We start from the raw sequence: 20628 nt of genomic DNA on the forward strand, positions 1-20628 counted from the left end.
GTATTGGTTCGCCCCGACAGCAAAATAAAACAAATCAATCGCAACGAACAGATAACAAGGTAGTAATGAAATATAAATGAAACAAATATTTTCTTATGCAATAGGTGGTATTTGTGATTGCTTTTTGATCTAACTCTCATAAAAAAAGGGAACTTTTCAGTTCCCTTCATAAATTTCGTGGTGTTTTTCGTGTTACAACTGCCAGCGTGCGAGTGGCTTCTCAGTTTTGATACCGTTATTGCCCCATCGGTCAATAACATCAATTTGCAGTATGCGATCCCGTGAAACCAATGAAATTAACGTTTTTGACGGACGTCTACTGGTGAGCAGCCACAGAGTTTCATCTTCCTCAAATTGAGCTTTTAAAGATAGTTTCTCTGCTTCGGACCATTCCAATTCAGGTTTAAATTGGCGGTCAACAACAAACAACTGATTACCTGATGCGAAATCTTCTAACGATTCACCCAACAATACCACCGAATCGATCTCTTTTTCGAAAATAACGCCTTGCTGCTGATTGATCAGTTCACGTACATCTAGCATTAGAGCTTGCTGGTTCTTCTCTATCTGAGTCTGATACTGAGGATACACTTTTTGCAGATCCTCACCAACGATGGCAGCCATCCGAATCAAGTTCGTCGGGTTCATCCACGCAAATTTAGACGTTTCACCGTTTTCTAGTTTCAACGCTGCAACCCCTTGCGCCCTTGGCGAAATAGCCTGAGAAGCATCAATTTCAATCAAACGTACGTTACCCTGACGAGCGTAAACAAAGGTAGGATCTTGATGCCAAATAGCTCCCAACGTGATCGCCACCGTTGCATCCTGACCCGCTTTAATCACTTGTTGCTGACCCTTGCTCCCAAACCAGTTAACTAAACGCTCAATGCCATATCGCTTAGGTGGTAAGTAACTGGTTTCAATCCCAGTCCCTTGCATCAACTGCTGTGACAGCATGTAAGTGACAGGGGTACTGGTGAGAATGTCTTTAGCAACAGTAAGTGGCGTATATGCGCTCGCTGCTATTATGCCCAACCCGATGATTAGCTTTTTCGTATTCATATTTAGATACCTGACTAGGCTTTACGTACGATGCGGTACATCGTTGCGGTTAAAAAGAAAATGGCAGAAACGATAATGATCGAAGCGCCAGATGGCACCGGAAGTTCCAACTCCATCGGTAAGACCGTCCCCACCAAGCACGCGATGGTTGCGAGTAAGGATGAGAGCAACACAAAGCTACCTATTCGCTTAGTGAGTAGACGTGCTGTAGCCCCTGGGATAAGTAGCAACGCACCGACTAGCACGGCACCAATGATCTTCACTGCTGCAATGGTGACAAGCGTGATCATCATAACGAACAGGTAATCATAGAAGCTGGTATTAAAGCCTCGCACACGAGCAATATCTGGGCTGATGCAAGTCAACAAAATGCGGTTAAATGTCGGGATCAGCAGTAATAAAATGATCAAGCAACTCACTGCCAAAATCGTAATATCTCTATCTGTCACCGTCAGGATCGAGCCAAACAGAACGTTCTCTAACATGTGGATATTGATTTTTCGTGCCACATACATCAGCAAGGCAGCACCAACTGCCAAAGCCAGCGCAAGGAATACACCAACGAGTGTATCGTATGGAACATTGGTTCGATTTCGTACGAAATGCAGCAATAAAGCGAAGATCATGCAGAAACTAAACAGTCCAATAAATGGATTTTCTGGTGGCTCGCCCAGCAGGACACCAATCGCAATACCAGTCAGAGCTGCGTGACCGACGGCTTCAGAAAAGAACGCCAAACGCTTGGCAATCACCAACGTGCCCAAACCGCCCAACAAAGGACCCAGAATTAACGCAGCGACAATCGCGTTAACCATAAACGCATAAGCAAAACTGTCGCTTAACCAACCCGCTTCAACGCCATGCAGAGCCAGTTCTCTTAACCAATCCATTACGCAGCCTCCACTTTCGCGGTGTACTGCTTAAACAGAGACTCAATTCGCTCTGGGCTTAACACCTCAGAGTGATGTCCTGACGCAACTATCTGACGATTCACAACATGAACTTGGGCATCTAAACGACGCACAGCCGTTACATCATGATGTACAGCGAGAACTGTTTTCCCTTCTGCGACCACTTCATGAATCAAACCCTCTAGGTAACGAACCCCTTGCTCATCCATGCCTGTTGTTGGCTCATCTAGGACAAGCAAACTTGGGTCGTCCAGTAAAGCTTGAGCAAACAACACCCGCTGTTGTTCGCCGCCTGACAGTTGTCCCATACGACGGTCACAACGCGCAGCCATCCCCACACGCTCTAACTGAGCCAGTGCTTGTTGAGTTTGCTTAGACTTACGTCGCCAAAACAGCGGAACGCGTGTTTGATTCAGCAATACAAAGTCCATCACTGTCAGTGGCAGACTGGCTTCAAACATGGCCTTTTGAGGTACATAACCAATTTGACCTGCTTGTTGCGTCTGCTTTGGATCTGGCCAATGAACCGAGATATCACCAGTAAAAGGCGTTAGGCCCAACACTGAACGCAACAGGGACGTCTTACCACCACCGTTAGGCCCCATAATGACGTGGCATTGTCCCGCCTCGAACTGGGTTTGAATACCTTGCAGAATGAGGTTGTCACCATATTTCAGGCTTACCCCGTCAAGAGAAATAGAAGGGCCTGGCATCACGCTTTCTCCTGCGCGTGTTTGCTTGCGACGAACTTCATCGCTTCAATAAGCGTCGCAACGTTTTCTCGCATTTCAACTTCAACCTTATTGGTTTCGTACTCGCCATGGGTCATATGAGAAAAACGGTAAAGCTGTACGCCAGTCGCTTCTTCGATCGTATCGACAAAGCGGTTAGGCATATTGAGTTCGTAAAACAGCACATCAATGCCGGATTGACGGATCTTCTCAATGGTTTCTTGAAGTTGGCTAGCACTTGGCTCGACACCGTGTGCTGGTTCAATCACCGCTGCAACATCGACACCAAACTCTTGCAAGATATAACCGTAAGCATTGTGCGTGGTCGCAACCTTCATGCCTGCCGTATCTAACTGCCCAAGTGACAACATGGCATCACGCTTTAGAAGGCGAAACGCTTTTGCGTACTTTCGCGCATTTTTACGGTAAAAAGCGGCATTTTCTGGGTCAAGTTTACTCAGTTCACTCGCAATGGTGTAAACCTTTTGAATCGTAGTCGATAGGCCAACAAACGTATGTGGATTCACCGCACCTTTGCCGACTGATTGCCCCATTGCTGGTAACAGCGGTACTTCTTTGTTTGCTTCTATCACCACTAGGTCATCACGTTGAGCCGCTTGGATCACTTTTAGTGCAAAATCGTCATGGCCAATCCCATTCACGACAATCACATCCATTTGGTTCAAACGCTTAAGATCATTCGGTTGCGGCAAATAGTTATGAGGATTAAAGCCTGCATCGACCAAAGGAATGATCTCCGCTTTATCTCCGACCACCGCTTTGACATAGCTGTAGTAAGGCTGCAAGGTAATACCTATGTTCAGCTTATCTGCGAAGGTTGAAGTGGACACGGCCAGTAAAGTACATGCCGTTAGAATTCGACGTAAGAAGGCGCGTTTCTTGATAGTTGTTATCATATTGATGGTTACTTATTGAACGTGATGACTTGTTGATCGCAATATTGATGGATCATAACGACTTAGTGGGCATGCGTAGCAGTGGATGAAGGCATTAAGACAACCTGGTGCCAGCCATTTTGCTTTCGCTCGTCTTGCTGGATAAGGTGACTCAATTGCCCCAGTGAAGCTGATGTAGAGAGCCAAATATCAGCTTGCTCATGACGACTGTCTAGGAGCATCGAAGCCGAGCCCTTCTCGCCTTGCCTAATACCAATGTAAAGACCCGTATCCAGCTTTTGCCACTGATGAGAGCCTTTGCGCTGCCAGCTTTGGTCTTTAACAAATGGAGCAACCCAAAATTCTTCCAGCTCACTGATTTCTGGCCATTGGCCTTCATCAATATGAAGATCACGGATTTCCTCATGAGCAAGTTTGAGCTCAGCAATCATGGCAAGTTCTTCTTGTTCAAGATCGGTAATCAATACTTGATGTGCGAGTGCTTCAGTATGTTCTGATTCGGTTTGATGATAAGGCAGCAAAAGCGTTGATATAGCGAGTATGCCAGCAATGGTCAGAGCAACCCATTTGCCTTCGCGACTGCCATTATCTGGGCGAACTTTCTGGGTAATCATTTTTCTTTTAACTCAACCACATCCACTTCTACTGGGTTTTCGTGACCAGCATCGAAGACAAGGTAGAAGTCCGTTTGAGGATGAGTAAATTCAGCAATCGAACGCTTGTCCGTGGTTACTTTGGCAATCAAGTTGTCATCGTAATCGTACATCTCAACATCGTAATCCACTGCAGTTGAACCATCAGAGTAGCCCGCTTCGCAGATCACTTTTTCTTGTTCTAGATGGCAACTCATCAATGGAAAATGCGCCGCGGCTTGAAAGGAAATAAAACCAGCAAAAATAGCTGAGACTTTAAGAATTGAAAGGTTTTTCATGGTGCATCCAAAATGGCTCAGTGTTTCACTGAGCCAAGCTTTGATTAGTTAAGTTGCGTTTCAAAAGTCAGGTGAACATTCGCACTGGCTTTATCTGCTAGTGGGTCGTTTTTCAGCTCACCTTTGTAGTTGGCTTTCATCAGGTAACGGCCCGCCACTTCCGGCGTGAACGTAATTTTGCCGTCTTTATCACTCACTACATCGATTTGCTCTTGATGATTGCGGTAAAGCGTACCTTCACGAGTAATTTCCGCAGTCACACCTTGTTGAAGCTCCCCATTGAAGAAAAATTGGAAGATCACTTCTTCACCTTCAATAATGTCTGATGGGTGCGTAAGCGGCTTCATCTCAAGCAACTTACCTTCAATCTCAAGTGCTTTTTCTGTAGGCATGCCCACCGTTACGTAGCTTTCTGCGCGGGTGTAGCTTAGCTGAGTCACCACATCACGCGCTTTTTCTGGAATAACGCTCGCGCGGTCAGCTTTACTCGCTTTTGCCCATTTAACCGTGTCACGACGGCCTGCTTTGTATTGGGTGTAATAGCTAGGTTGATTGTTGATCGCGACCTTGTGTGTGCCTTCCTCTTCGAAATAGAAGTCAAACATCGAGCGGCGTTTGCCACGCACAACAAAGTTAGGACGCTCAGAACGACCATCGGGCATGATCACCAACGCTTGCTCGCTGCCTGCTGGTTTATCAAAAACAAACGTCCCGTGAGATGCGGTTACATCGAACGACAGCCAATCACCGCCTTCTTTTGATACCGTGAAATGAGAAGGAAGAACCCAACGAGGGTGCGCTTGTGCCGTTGTCGCCGCAGCTAACCCCATCGCCATTGCGCTTGCTAGTGCCACCGCTTTCATTTTGGTTTTCATTATTATTCCTTCTCTATCACTTAACTTGGTAATTGACGGTGATTACGCCCGTCTCTTCCGTTGGTTTGATTTGGTAGCGTGCTTCTTTGTCCGCTAACTGAATTTTTTGACGCAGGTAGTTGCGACCACCATGCTCACGCACCACTTCCACATGGAGCGTGTAATCACCTTGCTCAAGGCGCTGACCATCGTCGTTGGTACCATCCCAAACAAAGCGATATTGACCTGCCGGGCGAGTTGCTGATGTCACCGCATCAACCAGTTCACGATCGTAACGACCTACTTTGCGCCACCAGCTACGAAGATCTTTCAGCCATTCATCTTTACCGACCCAAAGCTGGATGGTTTTCACTGGTTTGCGTTTCTCATCCTCAATCCAAAGTGCCACATAAGGGCGTGCATACATTGAGGTATCAATTTTGGGTAACTCAAACTCAAAATCGACTTTTGCGCTGTCAGGTAAAGGCGCAGCCAATAGAGGCAAAGGAGCTAAAGCTGCAATCAAAGCCATTTTGCAAAAGGAGTGGTGACAAAAAGATCGGCCTTTTTTTAACATCGGGTTTTCTCTGAATAGGCCGCTATGGCACAGCAGCAAAATAAATAATAAGTGACAACACAGTGCCAAAAGACATCCACTGCATTGAGGTTCTAAAAGTCTTTTTCTTTGGAAGTAGCAGACACACACCAGTCAAAACAAAAAAGACCATCAGCAAGGCAGTGATATCAATAAACCACTTCCAAACCTCTCCACTGTTTCGGCCTTTATGTAGGTCGTTTAATAGCGCAACAGTGCCGTAGTTGGTGCTTTCAACTTCAGCTTCACCGGTCGTCATATCAACGAATACTGTCGCGTTGTAACCTGGACCTTTGAAATCCAAAGAAAGCTCACCAATGAGCAACTCACCGTCCTCAACCTCGGTGTACACATCAAGTGCTGATGGCGTGCCTCGTAAGGCTGTTTCTTGTGTTAAGAAACTCAACAGGGCAGAGCGATTAGGTTGGAAGCTTCCCTCGTTAGCAAAGAGTTGTTCATTCGGAATGGTCAGCGTGTGTTGCTGAATGATGGGTTCACTGCGCTCGAACAGTTCTGGGCGATTTAATGTGATACCAGTTAACGCAAAGAATAGCGTCACCAATAAAAGAGCCATCGAAATGTAAATGTGCAGACGGCGTGCCCAAGTTTGCACACCTTTGCTTTTGAGCAACATAAAAAACAATCATCACCAGTAAATGAGCGAATAATTTAGGTGATAATCATTCGTATTGGCATTTAATTTACATTGTTTACGTTTAGAGGCAGAGTCAGGCTCCCGGCAGAAACGACGGGAGCACATGAAGAGAAGCTTATCGAGCTAAAATAGGATAAGTGAAGAACACCAAATGGCAGAAGTTAAATAAGAAATGGGCTAACACCGCGCACCACAAGCGACCAGTGAAATGAAACACCAGCCCGTAGCCTAGTCCCGCTAACGTTGCGAATGCGATAAGTAGAGGACCACCAGCAAAGTGAGCCAAGCCGAACAAAATGCTAGCGATAACCAAACCTAGTCGCCAATCAAAACGGCGGGATAATGATTGCTGTACAAACCCTCGGAACAGCGCTTCTTCAGCCGCACAAGTGAGTATTAGGTTGTTCAACGCAAATAGCCACCACCATGATGGCAAACTGAACTCCGGCTTTAATGCACCAAGCATAGCGGCAATAGGCAGCAGTGAAAGTAACGGAATCATCACCAGCAATGCAGGTTTTACTCTGCCTTTAGCCTCACTCCCCAGCAAAAAAGGATAAGCGAGAAAGAGAGCAAAAAGAGCCAGCGGCTTATCTAAGTTCAGATACATCGAGAAAGGTGCGCTCAGTGGGCCTGCCGTCACTTTGTCGAGAACTTGCAGATTATTAAATCCCGGAATGAGATGCACAAAGAGCATCACACACCAAATGATCACAACGCTCCAGCCCAAATAATAAACGAGCTTCATTTTTTGGTTCGACGCCAACATAGGCAATCGATACGCCACGCCCAAAACCACCAAAGTACTTGCGAATGCGATCAACTCTATCCGACCGATAAACAGTGCACTCAGCAACGTGAGTCCAAGTAAAGATAGAGCAACCGCCCTTTGCCGCAAAAATACCGCACCTATCGCGAGAATAAGTGGTAACCATAGCCAGATAGCAGAATCGAGAATCATAGTATTGTCCTTATAAGAAAAACTGACGTTCCAGTCTTAACGCTGGATGAAGGTAATATAACGTTATGATATTTAAAAAGAGATCGAACCAGACTCAATATTTACAAACAAAAAGACCCGAGAGTTACCTCGGGTCTTTCGAGCATTAACACATAGCCTGTTTACAATTGGCTTAGCTATTCTGGCTCGTTTTTGCTTTGCGTAGTTGAGACAAGTATTTAACCCAGCTCTCGGCTTGGGTTGATGGTTCAATCTCGTTTGCACGTTTGGCATTCGCTAGTGCATCTTCTAGGCGTTTCAGCTTGTAGTAAGCACGAGTCTTCACTAATGCCACATCGGCTTTACGCCCAGAAACCTTGTCCAAAACAACCAGCGCGTCTTTGTACTGACCTTCTTGAACAAGCAGTTGAGACAAATTCCAGTAGTATTGACGATCCAACTTTGCAGCCACTCGCCAACTTGCTATCGACTTATCCCACTCCTTAGCCATCTGCCAAAACGTCGCTTGTTGAGCTTTCAGTTTGCTATCTGAGTTAATGTCATCGAGCTCACCCAACACTTTCGCGGCTCGCTCCGGGATGCCACGCTTGCCATAAAGCTGAGCAAGAAGTCTTAAGTCATCTTGGTTCAACGCGACGCCTTGTAATTTAGCAAGAGCGAGAGAATCCAGCGCACGCTTGTCATCATCAACACGTAAATACAGAGCAACAAGCTGACGCCACCATTCCACACGCTCAGGCTCAATCGCAATCAAGCGTTTGATCGTGCCAGTTGCAGGACCCCACTTTTTCAGTTCAAGCTCTGCAGACAATTTGATCGATAACGGAGCCATCTCATCTGGCTGACCCAATTTCTCGTATCGAGCCATCGCAGAAAGCACTTTGTTCCATTGACTTAACTGGTAATGAGACTGTGCGATACGTAACCAAATATCATGTGCTTTTTGCGTTTTAGGTACTGCTTTACTCAAGTCGTAGTAATGAGGTAGAGCTTTAGAAAATTGCTGCTCGTTGAGCAACATATCCGCCAACATCTTACGTGTTTGCCAAGCTTGCTCGTCTTTCAAAAGACCACTATTCACAGCGATCTCCAGTTGTTTGATGGCAGGCTTAACTTGCTCATTTTGCCAGTAGAAAATACCCAGCATACGAGCAACAAACGCTTGATCATAGTCGCGAGATAAGTCGAGGCCTTCGAGCGTGGAGATGGCTTCTTGCAACTTTTCTTCTTGCGCTAGGTTGTGGGCACGCTGAACACGAGTCGCCGTGTACTGACTCAGTTCATTCGCGACAGTGGTAAAAGCACTCAGGCTTAACACCGCTCCGATAAAGAATTGCTTCATCATTTGGGTAACTTGAACTCCACTCTTCTGGTTTGCCCAAAGCGCTCCACCGCGACACCGTTTTCGACTTTAGGTTGGTACTTCGACTTCTTCAATGCACGAATAGCATCTTTCTCGAACACTCTCTTAGGCTTAGCATCAATCACTTCAACGTCTTTAGGGCGACCTGTCGCATCAATGGTAAAGCGCATCACTACGTAACCTTCCATTTTACGTTTTAGGGCTTTGCTTGGATAACGAGGCTCTGGGCTGTAAAGCATTATCGCCTGTTGGTTGCCCATGGTGCCTTTTAAGTTCGGCGCACTGATCGCGATACCATCCAGCGCAGTATTCAAACCCAATGCGCTGATTGGCGTTACTTGGCTCATTGGCTCTACTTGGGTTTCCGCTTGAGACAGATCCATCGGCTCTGGCGATTTTGGTGGTACAGGCTGCTCAGGTACAGAGCGTTGACGACGTTGAACATCAGCATCATTCTCTACCATCACCATATCAAAGCGCACCGCCTCCGAAGGCTTAGGTGCACGTTGATTGCCCTTATCGACCATCCACGCCATAAAGCTAAACAAGCTCACCGCGATCAAAACTGATGCTGGTAGCGCGAGTAATAGCCTTTTCATTAAGGTTTCTCCGCCGCCAAAGCAATGTTCTTCACGCCAGCACCCTTCGCCGCATCCATGACTTTTACAACCGTACCATTGTAAGCATGCTCATCCGCTTGAATGACAAGCGATGCATCTGGCTGCTCAAGCAATAGGTGCTCAATGGTGGCTTCGACACGCTCGATGTCCACCAAACGTTTATCGATGTACACGTCATTTGCTGCGGTTACCGCAATAAAAATACCCGCATCTTTTTGACTAACGACATTCGATGCTTGAGGGCGATTCACTTCCACACCAGACTCACGTACAAATGAGCTAGTCACAATGAAGAAGATCAACATGATGAAGACAATATCCAGCATCGAGGTTAAGTCGATCTGTGCTTCATCCTGTCGATTGGTTCTACGTCCGAGTCTCACTTCTGACTCCTTAAAGATTGTTCTAACTGGAGGGCTTTGCGTTCACACACTTTGCTTAAGCGCGCATGCACAAACATGCCAGCAAGTGCTGCAACCATACCTGCCATGGTTGGCAGCGTCGCAAGTGAAATACCAGAAGCCATCAATTTTGGATTGCTGCTACCTTGTGTGGCCATCACATCAAAAACCGTAATCATACCTGTTACCGTTCCTAATAGACCTAGCATTGGACAAATGGCCACAAGAACTTTAATCGTTGATAGATTTTGACGCAGTTCAATGTGCGCTTTGGCAATCCATCCTTCGCGGATTTGATGCGCGTACCAAGAATGATGATCAGCTCTTGCCGACCACTGCGCACAAAGCTGTTTCTTCACCTTTGGAAATTCCGTTGTTAGGTAAAGAACACGCTCCATAACCAGTAACCAGCACATCGCAACAACGGCTGCCAACCACCATAGGATTTGGCCACCTTGCTGCATAAAACGCATCAAGGTTGAGGCCCAATCCTCACTGATCAAACCCAATGTGTTGAGTAGGATCTGCTCCATTACGCTGCGTTCTCCGCTACAGTATTCGGTGCTTTTTGACCTTTTGGCATATCACGCTCAGCTTGCTCTGCCACAAGGCCAATACCTTGCTTCTCAAGGATATTGCGAATGTTCTCTGCTTGAGAGCTCAATACGTTGTGAGCAAGAAGCAATGGCATTGCCGCAACGAGACCAAGTACAGTGGTAACAAGTGCCATTGAGATACCGCCAGCCATGACTTTTGGATCGCCGTTACCAAACTGAGTGATCACTTGGAACGTTTCGATCATGCCTGTTACTGTGCCCAGCAGACCTAGCATCGGTGCCAGCGCCGCAAGTAATTTCAGCATTGATAGGCCTTTCTCAAGGTGCGTTTGCTCATCCACGACCGCTTCTAATAAGCGAAGCTCTAACGCTTCAACGCTACGATGTTTGTCTTTTTGGTAAACCGCTAAGATACGACCGAGTGGATTATCTTCTGGTTGAGCTGGGCTCTTAAGCTGTTTGGCGATCTTTTGACGAGCGATGATCAATGACACACCACGAACCAGCGCGATAATCAAACCAATAGCTAACAAGCCAAGAATGATCTTACCAACCACACCACCTGCGTTCAGGCGATCTGCCATCGTTGGTGAGTTTGCTAGTTGCTCAAGTAGAATGCCACGAGATGGGTCAATCACCACGGCATCAATTTCGCCAGCCTTTACGCTGCTTGCCGTTGGACCATTTTCTGGTTGGCGCAGGTAATTAACCGCATCACCGCGCTGACCATTCCACTTCACGTAACCAGCGTCGTCCAACAGTGCCATTGAGCCAAGGCGGACACCATCAACCGTTTGCTCACGACCTTCACCATCGAGCAATGAGAATGACACGTTCGCCAGCTCACCACTTGCTTTAACTTGCTCTTCCATGCTGCGCCACATCGCTTCAAGCTGCGGCAATGTTGGTAGTGATTTAGCAGCAACGATATCATCGATATTTTGCTGGTATGAGTTTGCGTCTACACCAGTAACAGAATGCTTAAGTTCTGCTTCCAGCTCTTTTGCGTTTTGACGAACAACGCCAAACAACTCACCTAAGCTGCCAGTTTCAAGGCGTAGTTTTTCTTCTAGCTGAGCCAGTTCAGCTTCATTTTCACTGAATGTCACACCGAGGGTGTCAGCTTCTGCTTGCAGCGCTGCTCGCTCTGCCACAAGCTTGTTTTTCATTGCTTGCAGCTCTTGTTGGGTTTGCTTAAAGCCAGACTCACGAGCCACATTGTGTGACTGCTGTTGGCGATTTTCTTGTTGTGCTTTTTGCAGTAATGTGTCGCTTGCAAATGTGGTGTGCGATAGAAGCGCAGTACTCGAAATCAATGCGACTGATAGCCATTTCTTCATCATTTATTTGCCCTCCGCAACGTTTAGAGACACAGGCAAAGTAAGCATGCTCGGTGCTATCTGTTTGTTCGCCATAGCAAATGCGTTATCGAGTTCTGCTTTCTGTTCCGTTCCAACGGCTTGCCATGCTTTTTGTTGCTGAGACCAACTCCAGAAATGCTCACCAGACAGGCTACGCGCAATAAGTGACACTCGGCCTAAGTAGAGAATATCGGCTTCCACTTGGTCGTCGCTGTCCAAAGCGATCTTACCTTGGTAAACGCCAATCTTAGTGCCGTAGTCCATTTCAATTTGGTACGCTTCTAGAATTCGACGGAATTTTTCAGCATCCGCGACGTCAGCTCGGGTCATCATGGCATCAAGTTTTTCAATGCGCTCTTCACGCTGTGCTTTGCGGATAGGTTTATCATTCGCCACAATCGTTTTAAGGCCATCAAGCATGTGATACATCAAAGGCACTACGCCTTGACGAGTCTGAGCGATCTGCTCAATCTGCTCGTTCAAACTGGCGACTTCGTCATTCTGGCTATCGACAAGATTTGACAGGTGATCGCGATAAATCTTCAAGTTGCTGACTTCTTCTTGCAGCTGCTCAATTTCAGCTTCTAGAGACAAAGATTTCTCTGCACTTGCATCAATGCGCTTTTGGCTCACTGCCGACGCTTGGTTGGTTTTACCCTGCACTGCTTGTGCATCGTTAAGATTTTCCGCTTGAACGGGAATCAAAACCGATGAGATCAACAGAGCGATACTTGATTTCATTAGATTCATACGAGTTATATTTCTGTTTTCCAAAAACGACTAAAGGGGAAGACCACTCTTCCCCTTTAAAAATCAGATTGTTATCAGTACTTGAACTGGATAGTCGCCATGTAGTTTCGGCCTTCGCCAATCACTACGCCACTCGCTCCATCTTGCTTACTGTTGGTGCTACCGCCACCTGCTAGGTAATCAGTATCAAACAGGTTTTCAACATTGAATCGAGTTACGATATCCAAGTTCTCATCATACTTGTGTGTGTACGACACGCCCATATCAATACGTGCATACCCATCTTTCTTAAATGTGTTCGCCGCGTCACCGTAGCGCTCACCTTCATAAATCAAACCTAGGTTAACGTTGGTGTTGTTCTGAACTTTGTAGCTAGACCAAACACTTGCTGAAAACTCTGGAACGTCTGCCGGACGGTTGCCTTTGTAATCTGCACTTTCAGTGATTTCAGCATCTAGGTACATTGCAGAAGCCGTTAGTGAAAGCTCCTCAGTTACAAAGCCCTGCGCTAGGATTTCTGCACCACGGTGCACTTGTTCGCCATCTTGCGTCTTCTTGTACATCACGTCGCCGCCAGCATTAACACCGTCTTCTACATCTAGCGCGATGTTTTCAAGGGTGATATCGAATAGCGCACCCGTAACGTATAGGCGCTCATCAAATAGCTCCCACTTGGTACCCACTTCGTACGAGATACCACGTTCTGCATCTAGCTCTTCACCATCGTTAGTGTAGTCCGTGCTATTTACTGTACCTTGAGGCATAAAGCTCTCAGAGTATTGAACGTAAATCGAGCCGTTACTTGCTGGGTGGAAAATTACACCTAGCTTCGGTGAGACCTGACTTTCTGTCAGTTCATCACTGCGTTTCTCATCATAACGAACACCAGCAAGTACCTGCCAGTAATCGTTAATTGTCATCATGTTTTGCGCGTAAATACCCCAAGTGTCGTATTCACTAGTCGGCCATTTTTTAGAGCTCGTTGGCTGAGGCTTCGCGACCGTTTCACCCGCAGGAACATACTCACCGTCATGGAAAGCCATAAAACGGTCGTAACTGTAATCTAGGTAGTTTGCGCCGACTAAGAAGGTGTTGTCTGTACCAAACAAAGAGAAATCTGTCGTCACATCTACGTAAGCAGTATCAAATACCCAGTGGTCTGAACGCTCGTTACCCTTGTGCTTGATCGTTCCGTCTTCTTCGTACATATCGAATTTCGGGTAAGATTCCACATCAAAGCGCTTAAAGTCTTGACGGTTATAGCCCGCTTTCACATTTACGTTATCTGTAACTTGCGCGTTAATGTCTATACCGTAGTTTTCTACATCGTTATCGATCTTCGACCATTGTGCATCCCAAATATACTTGTCTCCAAGCACAGGCTTACCGTCCACAATGTAAGCACCTGAATCAACACTACCGTCATCTTTAGTACGGTCATAATGAGCCGACACCATAATATCTTCCGTGATGTCATATTCCACAACCAGACCACCTACTACGCGGTCAGTCTGTGGCTCAGTGCCATCACCGTATTCACGCCATGAGCCGTAGCTCTCTTTGGCAAGAATCGCACGCGCACGCAGCGTTTCTTCTTCATTCAGGGCACCACTCACATCTAATACTGTGCGTGAGTGATCATTTGAACCAATATCTTGGCTCAAGCTTGCTTGCGTTTCTGTTGTTGGCTTCTTCGAAACCATGTTCACAAGGCCACCCGGCTCAGACTTACCGTAAAGTAGGCCTGAAGGCCCTTTAAGAACTTCAACTCGCTCTAAAAGCTCAATTGGTTGACGGTAGTGAGACCAGTGCTGACGTCCATCACGTAGGAAGCCATCCGAGCTGCTTAGTTCAAAACCACGTAGTGAGAAACGCTCACGGTTACGGCTCGTACCACCTGCGCTAACACTTGCGTCATTTTGTAGAACCTCACCTAGTGTACTTGCACGCTGCTCATCGATGACTGCTTCATCGATCACAGCAACCTGCCCCGGAGTTTCCAGCTGCGTCATTTCCATACGCATTGCTGTGCTGTTGGTATCCGCTTTGTAACCAAACTCACGGCCTTCTACTACTAAGTGTTCATCTGTTGTTTGAACTTCTGCCACTGCAGGCGCTGCTAGCACCGCACCGATCACTAATGCCAATTGGCTCTTAGTAAACATATCCTTTCACTCCGACTATTTTCGGGTCGCACACTCTATGATGTGATTCCCTTGTATTTATTTCGGTAGTGAATATAAATGACAACTATTACCATTTGCATTAAATTTACATTCTTTGCATTCGTAAAGATTTGTAAAGAGGCCGTGTTCAATTTGATTCATGAACTAGATGCGAGTCACATTATTACTCGTGAGCGTGATTTCGCTTACTGCCGAAACAGCAAAGTAACGGCAAGTCCACCTTCAGGTCTATTTGATGCGACAGCCTTGCCCCCCATCATTCTCATCGACTCTTTGACTATCGCTAGCCCTAGACCATAGCCACCTAACTTCTTGTCACGAGAGGCATCTAAACGAGTGAATGGGTCGAATATATCTGACAACTTATTTTGTGGAATACCAGGACCGTTGTCAGAAATCGTTACCGCCAAGTAACTCTGTGTATCAGAAGCTTTATTCGATAAGCGAACTTCTATTTGAGCAGAGTCCCCTGCATACTTAATCGCATTACCAATCAGATTGTTTAAGCATCGCACCACTAAAGTGTCATCACATTGAGCCTTAGCCCTTGTCGCGTCTGAAACAAATGAAAGGCTCTGCTGAGCTTTTAAATCTATCTTGCATCGTTCCACTTGAGGAGCAAGCAAGACCTCGAGATCAATGCGCTTTAGCTCTGTATCGTAACGAGCATTCTCTAATCGGCTGAACTCCAGAATCTCGCCAATCAAGTGGTTAAGTTCATTGGCTTCTTCTTCCATTCGATTCACTAAGCTCTGTTCACTGTCACCGACTCGCTTTCGCAATAGATGCAGCACGAGATTTTGTCGAGCAAGAGGCGTACGCAATTCATGGGAAACATCACGAATTAACCGGCGCTGCTTCTCCGCCAATGAATGGATCTCTTTGGTCATGTGGTCAAAATCTCGCGCGAGTTCATTAAATTCTCGCGTATTCGATTTCAACTCATCTACCACACTGACATTGAAGTCACCATTAGAAAGCTTCTTGCTCGCCTCTCTCAATCGGTCCAAAGGCTGCTGTAGATTACGCGCCATCAGCAATGAAAACAGTGCCAATATCACTCCAGCAATCACAACCTTTAGAATAGAAAAATAAAGAATGAAATCATGTGCCGGATGTAGTTGGTGTGGCAATTGGATCATCAAGCTGTTATTGCCAACCAAAGGGATGCTAAATATTGGGCGACTTACTCGGTCTTCTAGTTGCTCGTCCAAGCTTCTTTTGAATTTTAATTTGAACTCAAAGTGAGGGTGCATCATACGGTGCGTCAACGGATGTTGGTTTTCGTCGAGCACGAATAGATAGAAGTGTTGTGCATTTGCCCAGTCCGCTAGTTCATCCATGTCGCCTTCCTCAATGAGGATATTTGCCTGATGAGCGAGCTCTAGCATTTCAACTTTTACACTCGCTGGCACTTTAAGCATGGCTTTCACCAAAGCTTGTTCTGCAACCGCTTGAACAGCCAAAATGCTAATGACAATAGCCGTCATATAACTAAAGAGCTGAAAGGCAAGACTGTCTCTGCGCTTAGCGATGTAGGATGGGCAAACGAACTTCATTAACTCGTTACCGCTTCAAGGTAGCTGTAGCCTTTCCCACGAAACGTTTTTATATGCTGTTTGGAAAAGCCAGCTTCCACTAATTTTCGACGAATATTGCTGATGTGCATATCTAGGTTGCGATCAAAAGGGCTGAGCTCTTTCTTCAAAACTTGGGTCTGTAGTTCAGCTTTGGAGATGACAACACCTTGGTTTTTCACCAAGTAGCAAAGTAGTTCCGCTTCCGTGCCAGTCAGAGGCAAACTGTTCAACTGGCCGCTGATACTTTGAACCGTATTACACATCGCTTGCCTCTGGCGCTCTAACCCTACGCGGCGAAGAATTGCTTTTATACGCATCAACAGCTCTGCAACGTTAAATGGCTTACCGATGTACTGGTCAGCTCCCGCTTGATAACCATCTAACATTGAGTTCTCATCATTGAGCGCAGTCAGCATCAAAATCGGCGTGGCAAAACGTTGGCAAATACGACGAGCAACTTGCATCCCGTTTAAGTTTGGTAGCATTACATCAAGGAGAACGAGATCAACTGGTGTTTTTTCCATGTACTGCAGTGCACTCTCACCGCAGTGTACCGATGAGACCGTGTAGCCTTCTTCTTGCAGCACAGTTTCTAACAGTTCGCACAACGGAACGTCATCATCAACGATCAAAACTCGAGACATTACCAACCACCATTAAATAAAAATGGTTCGCATTCTATTACTCATTTGCAAATTAAACAACCATAGTTTTTGTGGTTTTTATTTCAGTAAATGGCTCAAAAAAGGCTCGCCTCTCAGTAAGTTTCTCCGTATCCGATTCGTCCTACATAACGCCTTAAAAAATCAGTACGTTAAACTCGTTACTTTGACAAAACTTTCAACGATTTAAGTAACGTAACGCATAATACGTTTGCAGAAATCTTGTGAGCGGCATTTTGTCTTCAGCGAACAACCCGAATCTTGCTTGTATGATCCCCGTGATGAATTTATCGGGATCAATACGAGCCAATAAAACTCCTCATACATTTGAACGCTTTGATCAGCCGTAAAAAAGAGTACAATTCTTTGCAGTTTCTTATTGAGAATAGACGTATATGAAAACGCTACTGATAGGTCACCGAGGTGTGGCAGGTAAATACCCGGAAAACACAAAAGTCAGCGTTCAAGCTGCTATTGATATGGGACTGGCTTGGGTTGAAGTTGACGTGCAGCCAACCAAAGACAACGTACTAGTAGTTTGCCACGATCATACCGTGAATCGTTGCAGTAATGGCAAAGGTCGTATTGATCAAATGACCCTTGCTGAGCTCAAGGCGTTAGATTTTGGTCGTTGGTTTAGCAATGAATTTGCCAACGAATCCATCATGACTCTAACAGAGCTACTAGAACTCGCTGCGGCAAATGGCCTAAACCTGAATATCGAAGTGAAAGTCGATCATCATTCAGCGGAAGATGTTGCCAAGATGGTCACTCATACTCTACTAGAAGGCCCATTAGCTAAAGACCACATCCTTTTATCAAGCTTTAGTCACGAGGTTATCAGGGCACTACACAAGCACTGTGAAGGCTATAGGCTAGGTGTTTTGAGCGAGTTTTTTTCTCGTAAAGACCGATTATTATTAGAGGAAGTTAAAGCTTACAGCTGTAACCTCAATATTAACTGGGTGCGTTCTCGTCAAATCAAGAAGCTGCAACAAGCGGGTTATAAGGTGATGTGTTATACCGTGAACAACCCCAACAAGCTAAAACACCTACCTGCATTGGATGGTATCTTTAGTGATCACCCAAGCCGTTTTATGCCTTAAAAATAAACTCGGAAATGGAGCTCCACTACCACTCGATATTAATCGGAGTTCCCATTTTGACGAGCCTGATAAATTCATCCATCTCTTCATTGGTAATGGCGATACAACCATTGGTCCAGTCAAAGCTCTGAATAAACTGTGGAGCTTGAGTCTCTCCATTTTTTAGGCCGTGAATTTTAATCGCACCACCAGGAGAAACTCCTCTTCGATGCGCCTCCAAACGATCAATTGCATCTGGGTAACTGATATGAACGGAGCGATAGAAAGCGGAGTCGTTAATCACGTAAACTAGCGTGTAATCTCCTTCCGGCGTTCTATTGTCACCCTCTTCTTGCTTGTGTCCTTTCGGATTAGCCCCTAACGCAATCCGATATTCTTTAACCACTTCGCCATTGTCCATCAGATACATTCTGCGTTTTGACTTATCAACTTTGACCAAGTCAACCGCAGCCTGAGCACCGGACACAAACGTACAACATAAGATTAAAGACAACCATTTTACTGACATCGCCAGAACGCCTAACTAACCCACTCATAGGGAAAACAAAAAAAGAGAACCCATGCTAGTCAGATGGTGATTCTAAAGCAAACTGAATATGTTCAAATTTCGCTACTCTTTGTAACGAACTTGGATTACTTTATAAGGATGTTACTTTATAAATCCAGCACAAATAGAGAGGGTATTATGGTCAACATCGCTTTTTTCAGTGCAAAATCCTATGACGAAGCGTCTTTTAACAAAATCAAAAATCATCGTGATTTCGAATTCCATTTCCATGATTTTCGATTGACCTCTAAGACTGCCAAAATGGCACAAGGCTGCGAAGTGGTGTGCGCATTTGTAAATGACGATTTGTCAGCTCCAGTACTTAAACAGCTTTCTCTCGGTGGCACTAAGTTGATCGCCATGCGTTGTGCAGGCTTTGATAAGGTAGATTTAAAAGCAGCAAAAGAGTTCGGGCTGCAAGTGGTGCGCGTCCCTGCTTATTCGCCAGAGGCGGTCGCAGAGCACACCGTCGGTATGATGATGTGTTTAAACAGACGCCTACATAAAGCATACCAACGTACTCGTGATGCTAACTTCAACTTGGAAGGCTTAGTGGGTTTTAACTTCCATGGCAAAACCGTAGGTGTCGTCGGTACGGGCAAAATTGGTATCGCAACCATGCGCATCTTTAAAGGTTTGGGCATGGAAATACTATGCTACGATCCATATGAAAACCCACTTGCGTTGGAAATGGGCGCACGCTACTGCTCTCTTGAAGAAATCTATGCGCAGGCCGATGTTATTTCTTTGCACTGCCCAATGAGCAAAGAAAACTATCACCTCCTCAACGAGAATTCCTTCTCGCAAATGAAAGATGGCGTAATGATCATCAATACCAGCCGTGGCGAGTTACTAGACTCCGTGGCGGCGATCGAAGCATTGAAACAAGGCAAGATTGGTGCACTTGGTTTGGACGTCTATGACAATGAGAAAGACTTATTCTTCCAAGACAAATCAAATGACGTAATTGTTGATGACGTATTCCGCCGTTTATCTGCATGCCACAACGTATTGTTCACTGGGCACCAAGCATTCTTGACTCATGAAGCCCTGAATAACATCGCGTCCGTAACTATAAGCAACGTGGATGCTTTCTTTACCGGCAACCCGTCAGGTAATGAACTGATCAACTAAATCAATAGATCGAGCAGTATAGTAGAGCGTTGAATTTCAGCTATGCTATACTCCTCGACCATTAAAAATTTGAGTCCAATTACCATGAGCATAAAAACCGATATTCAAAAGCTGCACAACCGTTTAGATACTTGCCAACGCAAACTGGATGCGGCGCGTTCTCGTGGTGATCATGAAATGATTACTAAGTTCACGAATGAAGTTGACGATCTAACCAAGAAACTAAATCAACTTAAGCACAAGCAAACATACGAGCTGAACAAAGAGCGTAAGAGCCTGCTTGATATGCCATTCTCTCGTGAAATCACTAAAGCAGAGCAAGCAGATATCGGCAAGCTTAAAAAGCGTGTACGCGGCCTAGTGATTGTTCATCCGCTTACAAAAGTAGGTAAAGAACTACGCCTAGACGTCATGACAGGTTTTGCTCCAAAAGAGTTCTAATAACTCTATTAAGCAACGGATATTGAAAAGCCCAAGCAGTTAGCTTGGGCTTTTTTGTATTTTAAATTCAGTAAGTTGTGTTTTGGTTGAAATCTATTTAAACGGCGAGTGACAGTGCAACATGCGCACTTTTCAACTTATTAGAAGGTGAAACCTTAGACAACTTTCAAATGCTAAAAACGACGAAAGCCCGTTGATTTCTCAACAGGCTTTCTTTTTAGTGACTGAGTTCGAGGACGACTAACCCTAAGTCGCGACTGACTTGAGATTTGATGCAAATCCCATCCAATTCTCAAACGTCAG

At 45.6% G+C, this 20628-nt stretch carries 23 protein-coding genes; 3 read left to right on the plus strand and 20 right to left on the minus strand.

Annotation, left to right across the window (positions count from 1 at the left end; translation table 11 throughout):
* Positions 1-192 precede the first annotated feature (192 nt).
* From KIV40_RS16850 to KIV40_RS16940, 19 genes are all read right to left on the minus strand, one after another.
* Positions 193-1062 (minus strand): ABC transporter substrate-binding protein, encoded by an 870-nt coding sequence (locus KIV40_RS16850; protein ID WP_285350346.1) that lies wholly within the window; start codon positions 1060-1062, stop codon positions 193-195.
* Between the two features lie 14 nt (positions 1063-1076).
* Positions 1077-1952 carry a metal ABC transporter permease gene (locus tag KIV40_RS16855; protein WP_285350348.1) on the minus strand — a complete coding sequence of 292 codons (876 nt, stop codon included), beginning with the start codon at positions 1950-1952 and terminating at the stop codon, positions 1077-1079.
* Entirely contained in the window at positions 1952-2686 is a 735-nt protein-coding gene (locus KIV40_RS16860) for a metal ABC transporter ATP-binding protein (RefSeq protein ID WP_285350350.1), read from the minus strand. Before KIV40_RS16860 ends, KIV40_RS16855 begins: the two co-directional genes overlap by 1 nt.
* Positions 2686-3621, minus strand: a complete 936-nt coding sequence (locus tag KIV40_RS16865) for a metal ABC transporter solute-binding protein, Zn/Mn family (protein ID WP_285350352.1) — start codon at positions 3619-3621, stop codon at positions 2686-2688. The genes KIV40_RS16860 and KIV40_RS16865 overlap by 1 nt, the downstream gene beginning before the upstream one ends.
* 62 nt (positions 3622-3683) lie before the next feature.
* Positions 3684-4235, minus strand: a complete 552-nt coding sequence (locus KIV40_RS16870) for a DUF6162 family protein (protein ID WP_285350354.1) — start codon at positions 4233-4235, stop codon at positions 3684-3686.
* The gene (locus tag KIV40_RS16875; RefSeq protein WP_005432620.1) at positions 4232-4552 is read right to left on the minus strand and encodes a hypothetical protein; all 321 of its coding nucleotides are present in this window, start codon (positions 4550-4552) and stop codon (positions 4232-4234) included. Before KIV40_RS16875 ends, KIV40_RS16870 begins: the two co-directional genes overlap by 4 nt.
* Positions 4553-4596: 44 nt before the next feature.
* On the minus strand, positions 4597-5427 hold the full coding sequence (locus tag KIV40_RS16880; protein WP_134976314.1) for a DUF4198 domain-containing protein: 831 nt from the start codon (positions 5425-5427) through the stop codon (positions 4597-4599).
* Between the two features lie 16 nt (positions 5428-5443).
* Positions 5444-5983: a DUF2271 domain-containing protein gene (locus tag KIV40_RS16885; protein ID WP_086370325.1), complete on the minus strand. Its 540-nt coding sequence runs from the start codon at positions 5981-5983 to the stop codon at positions 5444-5446.
* A 22-nt stretch (positions 5984-6005) separates the two neighbouring features.
* Positions 6006-6635, minus strand: coding sequence for a PepSY-associated TM helix domain-containing protein (locus KIV40_RS16890; RefSeq protein ID WP_285350356.1), 630 nt, complete (start codon positions 6633-6635; stop codon positions 6006-6008).
* 136 nt (positions 6636-6771) lie between these two features.
* Positions 6772-7617 (minus strand): type II CAAX endopeptidase family protein, encoded by an 846-nt coding sequence (locus KIV40_RS16895; RefSeq protein WP_285350357.1) that lies wholly within the window; start codon positions 7615-7617, stop codon positions 6772-6774.
* A gap of 172 nt (positions 7618-7789) precedes the next feature.
* The gene (locus KIV40_RS16900; RefSeq protein ID WP_012130139.1) at positions 7790-8962 is read right to left on the minus strand and encodes a hypothetical protein; all 1173 of its coding nucleotides are present in this window, start codon (positions 8960-8962) and stop codon (positions 7790-7792) included.
* Positions 8959-9579: an energy transducer TonB gene (locus KIV40_RS16905; protein ID WP_134976320.1), complete on the minus strand. Its 621-nt coding sequence runs from the start codon at positions 9577-9579 to the stop codon at positions 8959-8961. Before KIV40_RS16905 ends, KIV40_RS16900 begins: the two co-directional genes overlap by 4 nt.
* Entirely contained in the window at positions 9579-9983 is a 405-nt protein-coding gene (locus KIV40_RS16910) for a biopolymer transporter ExbD (protein ID WP_005432634.1), read from the minus strand. Before KIV40_RS16910 ends, KIV40_RS16905 begins: the two co-directional genes overlap by 1 nt.
* Complete coding sequence (locus KIV40_RS16915) at positions 9980-10534, minus strand: MotA/TolQ/ExbB proton channel family protein (RefSeq protein ID WP_134976322.1); 555 nt, start codon at positions 10532-10534, stop codon at positions 9980-9982. Before KIV40_RS16915 ends, KIV40_RS16910 begins: the two co-directional genes overlap by 4 nt.
* Entirely contained in the window at positions 10534-11901 is a 1368-nt protein-coding gene (locus tag KIV40_RS16920) for a MotA/TolQ/ExbB proton channel family protein (RefSeq protein WP_285350358.1), read from the minus strand. Before KIV40_RS16920 ends, KIV40_RS16915 begins: the two co-directional genes overlap by 1 nt.
* The gene (locus KIV40_RS16925) at positions 11902-12669 is read right to left on the minus strand and encodes a DUF3450 domain-containing protein (protein ID WP_029388703.1); all 768 of its coding nucleotides are present in this window, start codon (positions 12667-12669) and stop codon (positions 11902-11904) included.
* A 74-nt stretch (positions 12670-12743) separates the two neighbouring features.
* Entirely contained in the window at positions 12744-14834 is a 2091-nt protein-coding gene (locus KIV40_RS16930; RefSeq protein ID WP_285350360.1) for a TonB-dependent siderophore receptor, read from the minus strand.
* Between the two features lie 206 nt (positions 14835-15040).
* Positions 15041-16414 carry a sensor histidine kinase gene (locus KIV40_RS16935; protein WP_012130145.1) on the minus strand — a complete coding sequence of 458 codons (1374 nt, stop codon included), beginning with the start codon at positions 16412-16414 and terminating at the stop codon, positions 15041-15043.
* Complete coding sequence (locus KIV40_RS16940; RefSeq protein ID WP_285350362.1) at positions 16414-17079, minus strand: response regulator transcription factor; 666 nt, start codon at positions 17077-17079, stop codon at positions 16414-16416. The genes KIV40_RS16935 and KIV40_RS16940 overlap by 1 nt, the downstream gene beginning before the upstream one ends.
* A 413-nt stretch (positions 17080-17492) precedes the next feature.
* On the opposite strand from KIV40_RS16940, the gene KIV40_RS16945 reads away from it, so the two are divergent.
* Positions 17493-18203 (plus strand): glycerophosphodiester phosphodiesterase family protein, encoded by a 711-nt coding sequence (locus KIV40_RS16945; protein ID WP_285350363.1) that lies wholly within the window; start codon positions 17493-17495, stop codon positions 18201-18203.
* A 25-nt stretch (positions 18204-18228) separates the two neighbouring features.
* Here the strand turns inward: KIV40_RS16945 and KIV40_RS16950 are convergent, their stop codons facing one another.
* A complete protein-coding gene (locus KIV40_RS16950; protein WP_021018086.1) occupies positions 18229-18711 on the minus strand; it encodes a murein L,D-transpeptidase family protein in 483 nt (160 codons plus the stop codon).
* Between the two features lie 177 nt (positions 18712-18888).
* Here KIV40_RS16950 and KIV40_RS16955 point away from each other — a divergent pair, with 177 nt between their 5' ends.
* Positions 18889-19884, plus strand: a complete 996-nt coding sequence (locus tag KIV40_RS16955; protein ID WP_285350364.1) for a 2-hydroxyacid dehydrogenase — start codon at positions 18889-18891, stop codon at positions 19882-19884.
* Positions 19885-19968: 84 nt separating this feature from the next.
* Positions 19969-20325, plus strand: a complete 357-nt coding sequence (locus KIV40_RS16960; RefSeq protein WP_005530256.1) for a YibL family ribosome-associated protein — start codon at positions 19969-19971, stop codon at positions 20323-20325.
* Positions 20326-20628: the final 303 nt, after the last annotated feature.

Source organism: Vibrio sp. D173a (genome assembly GCF_030248475.1).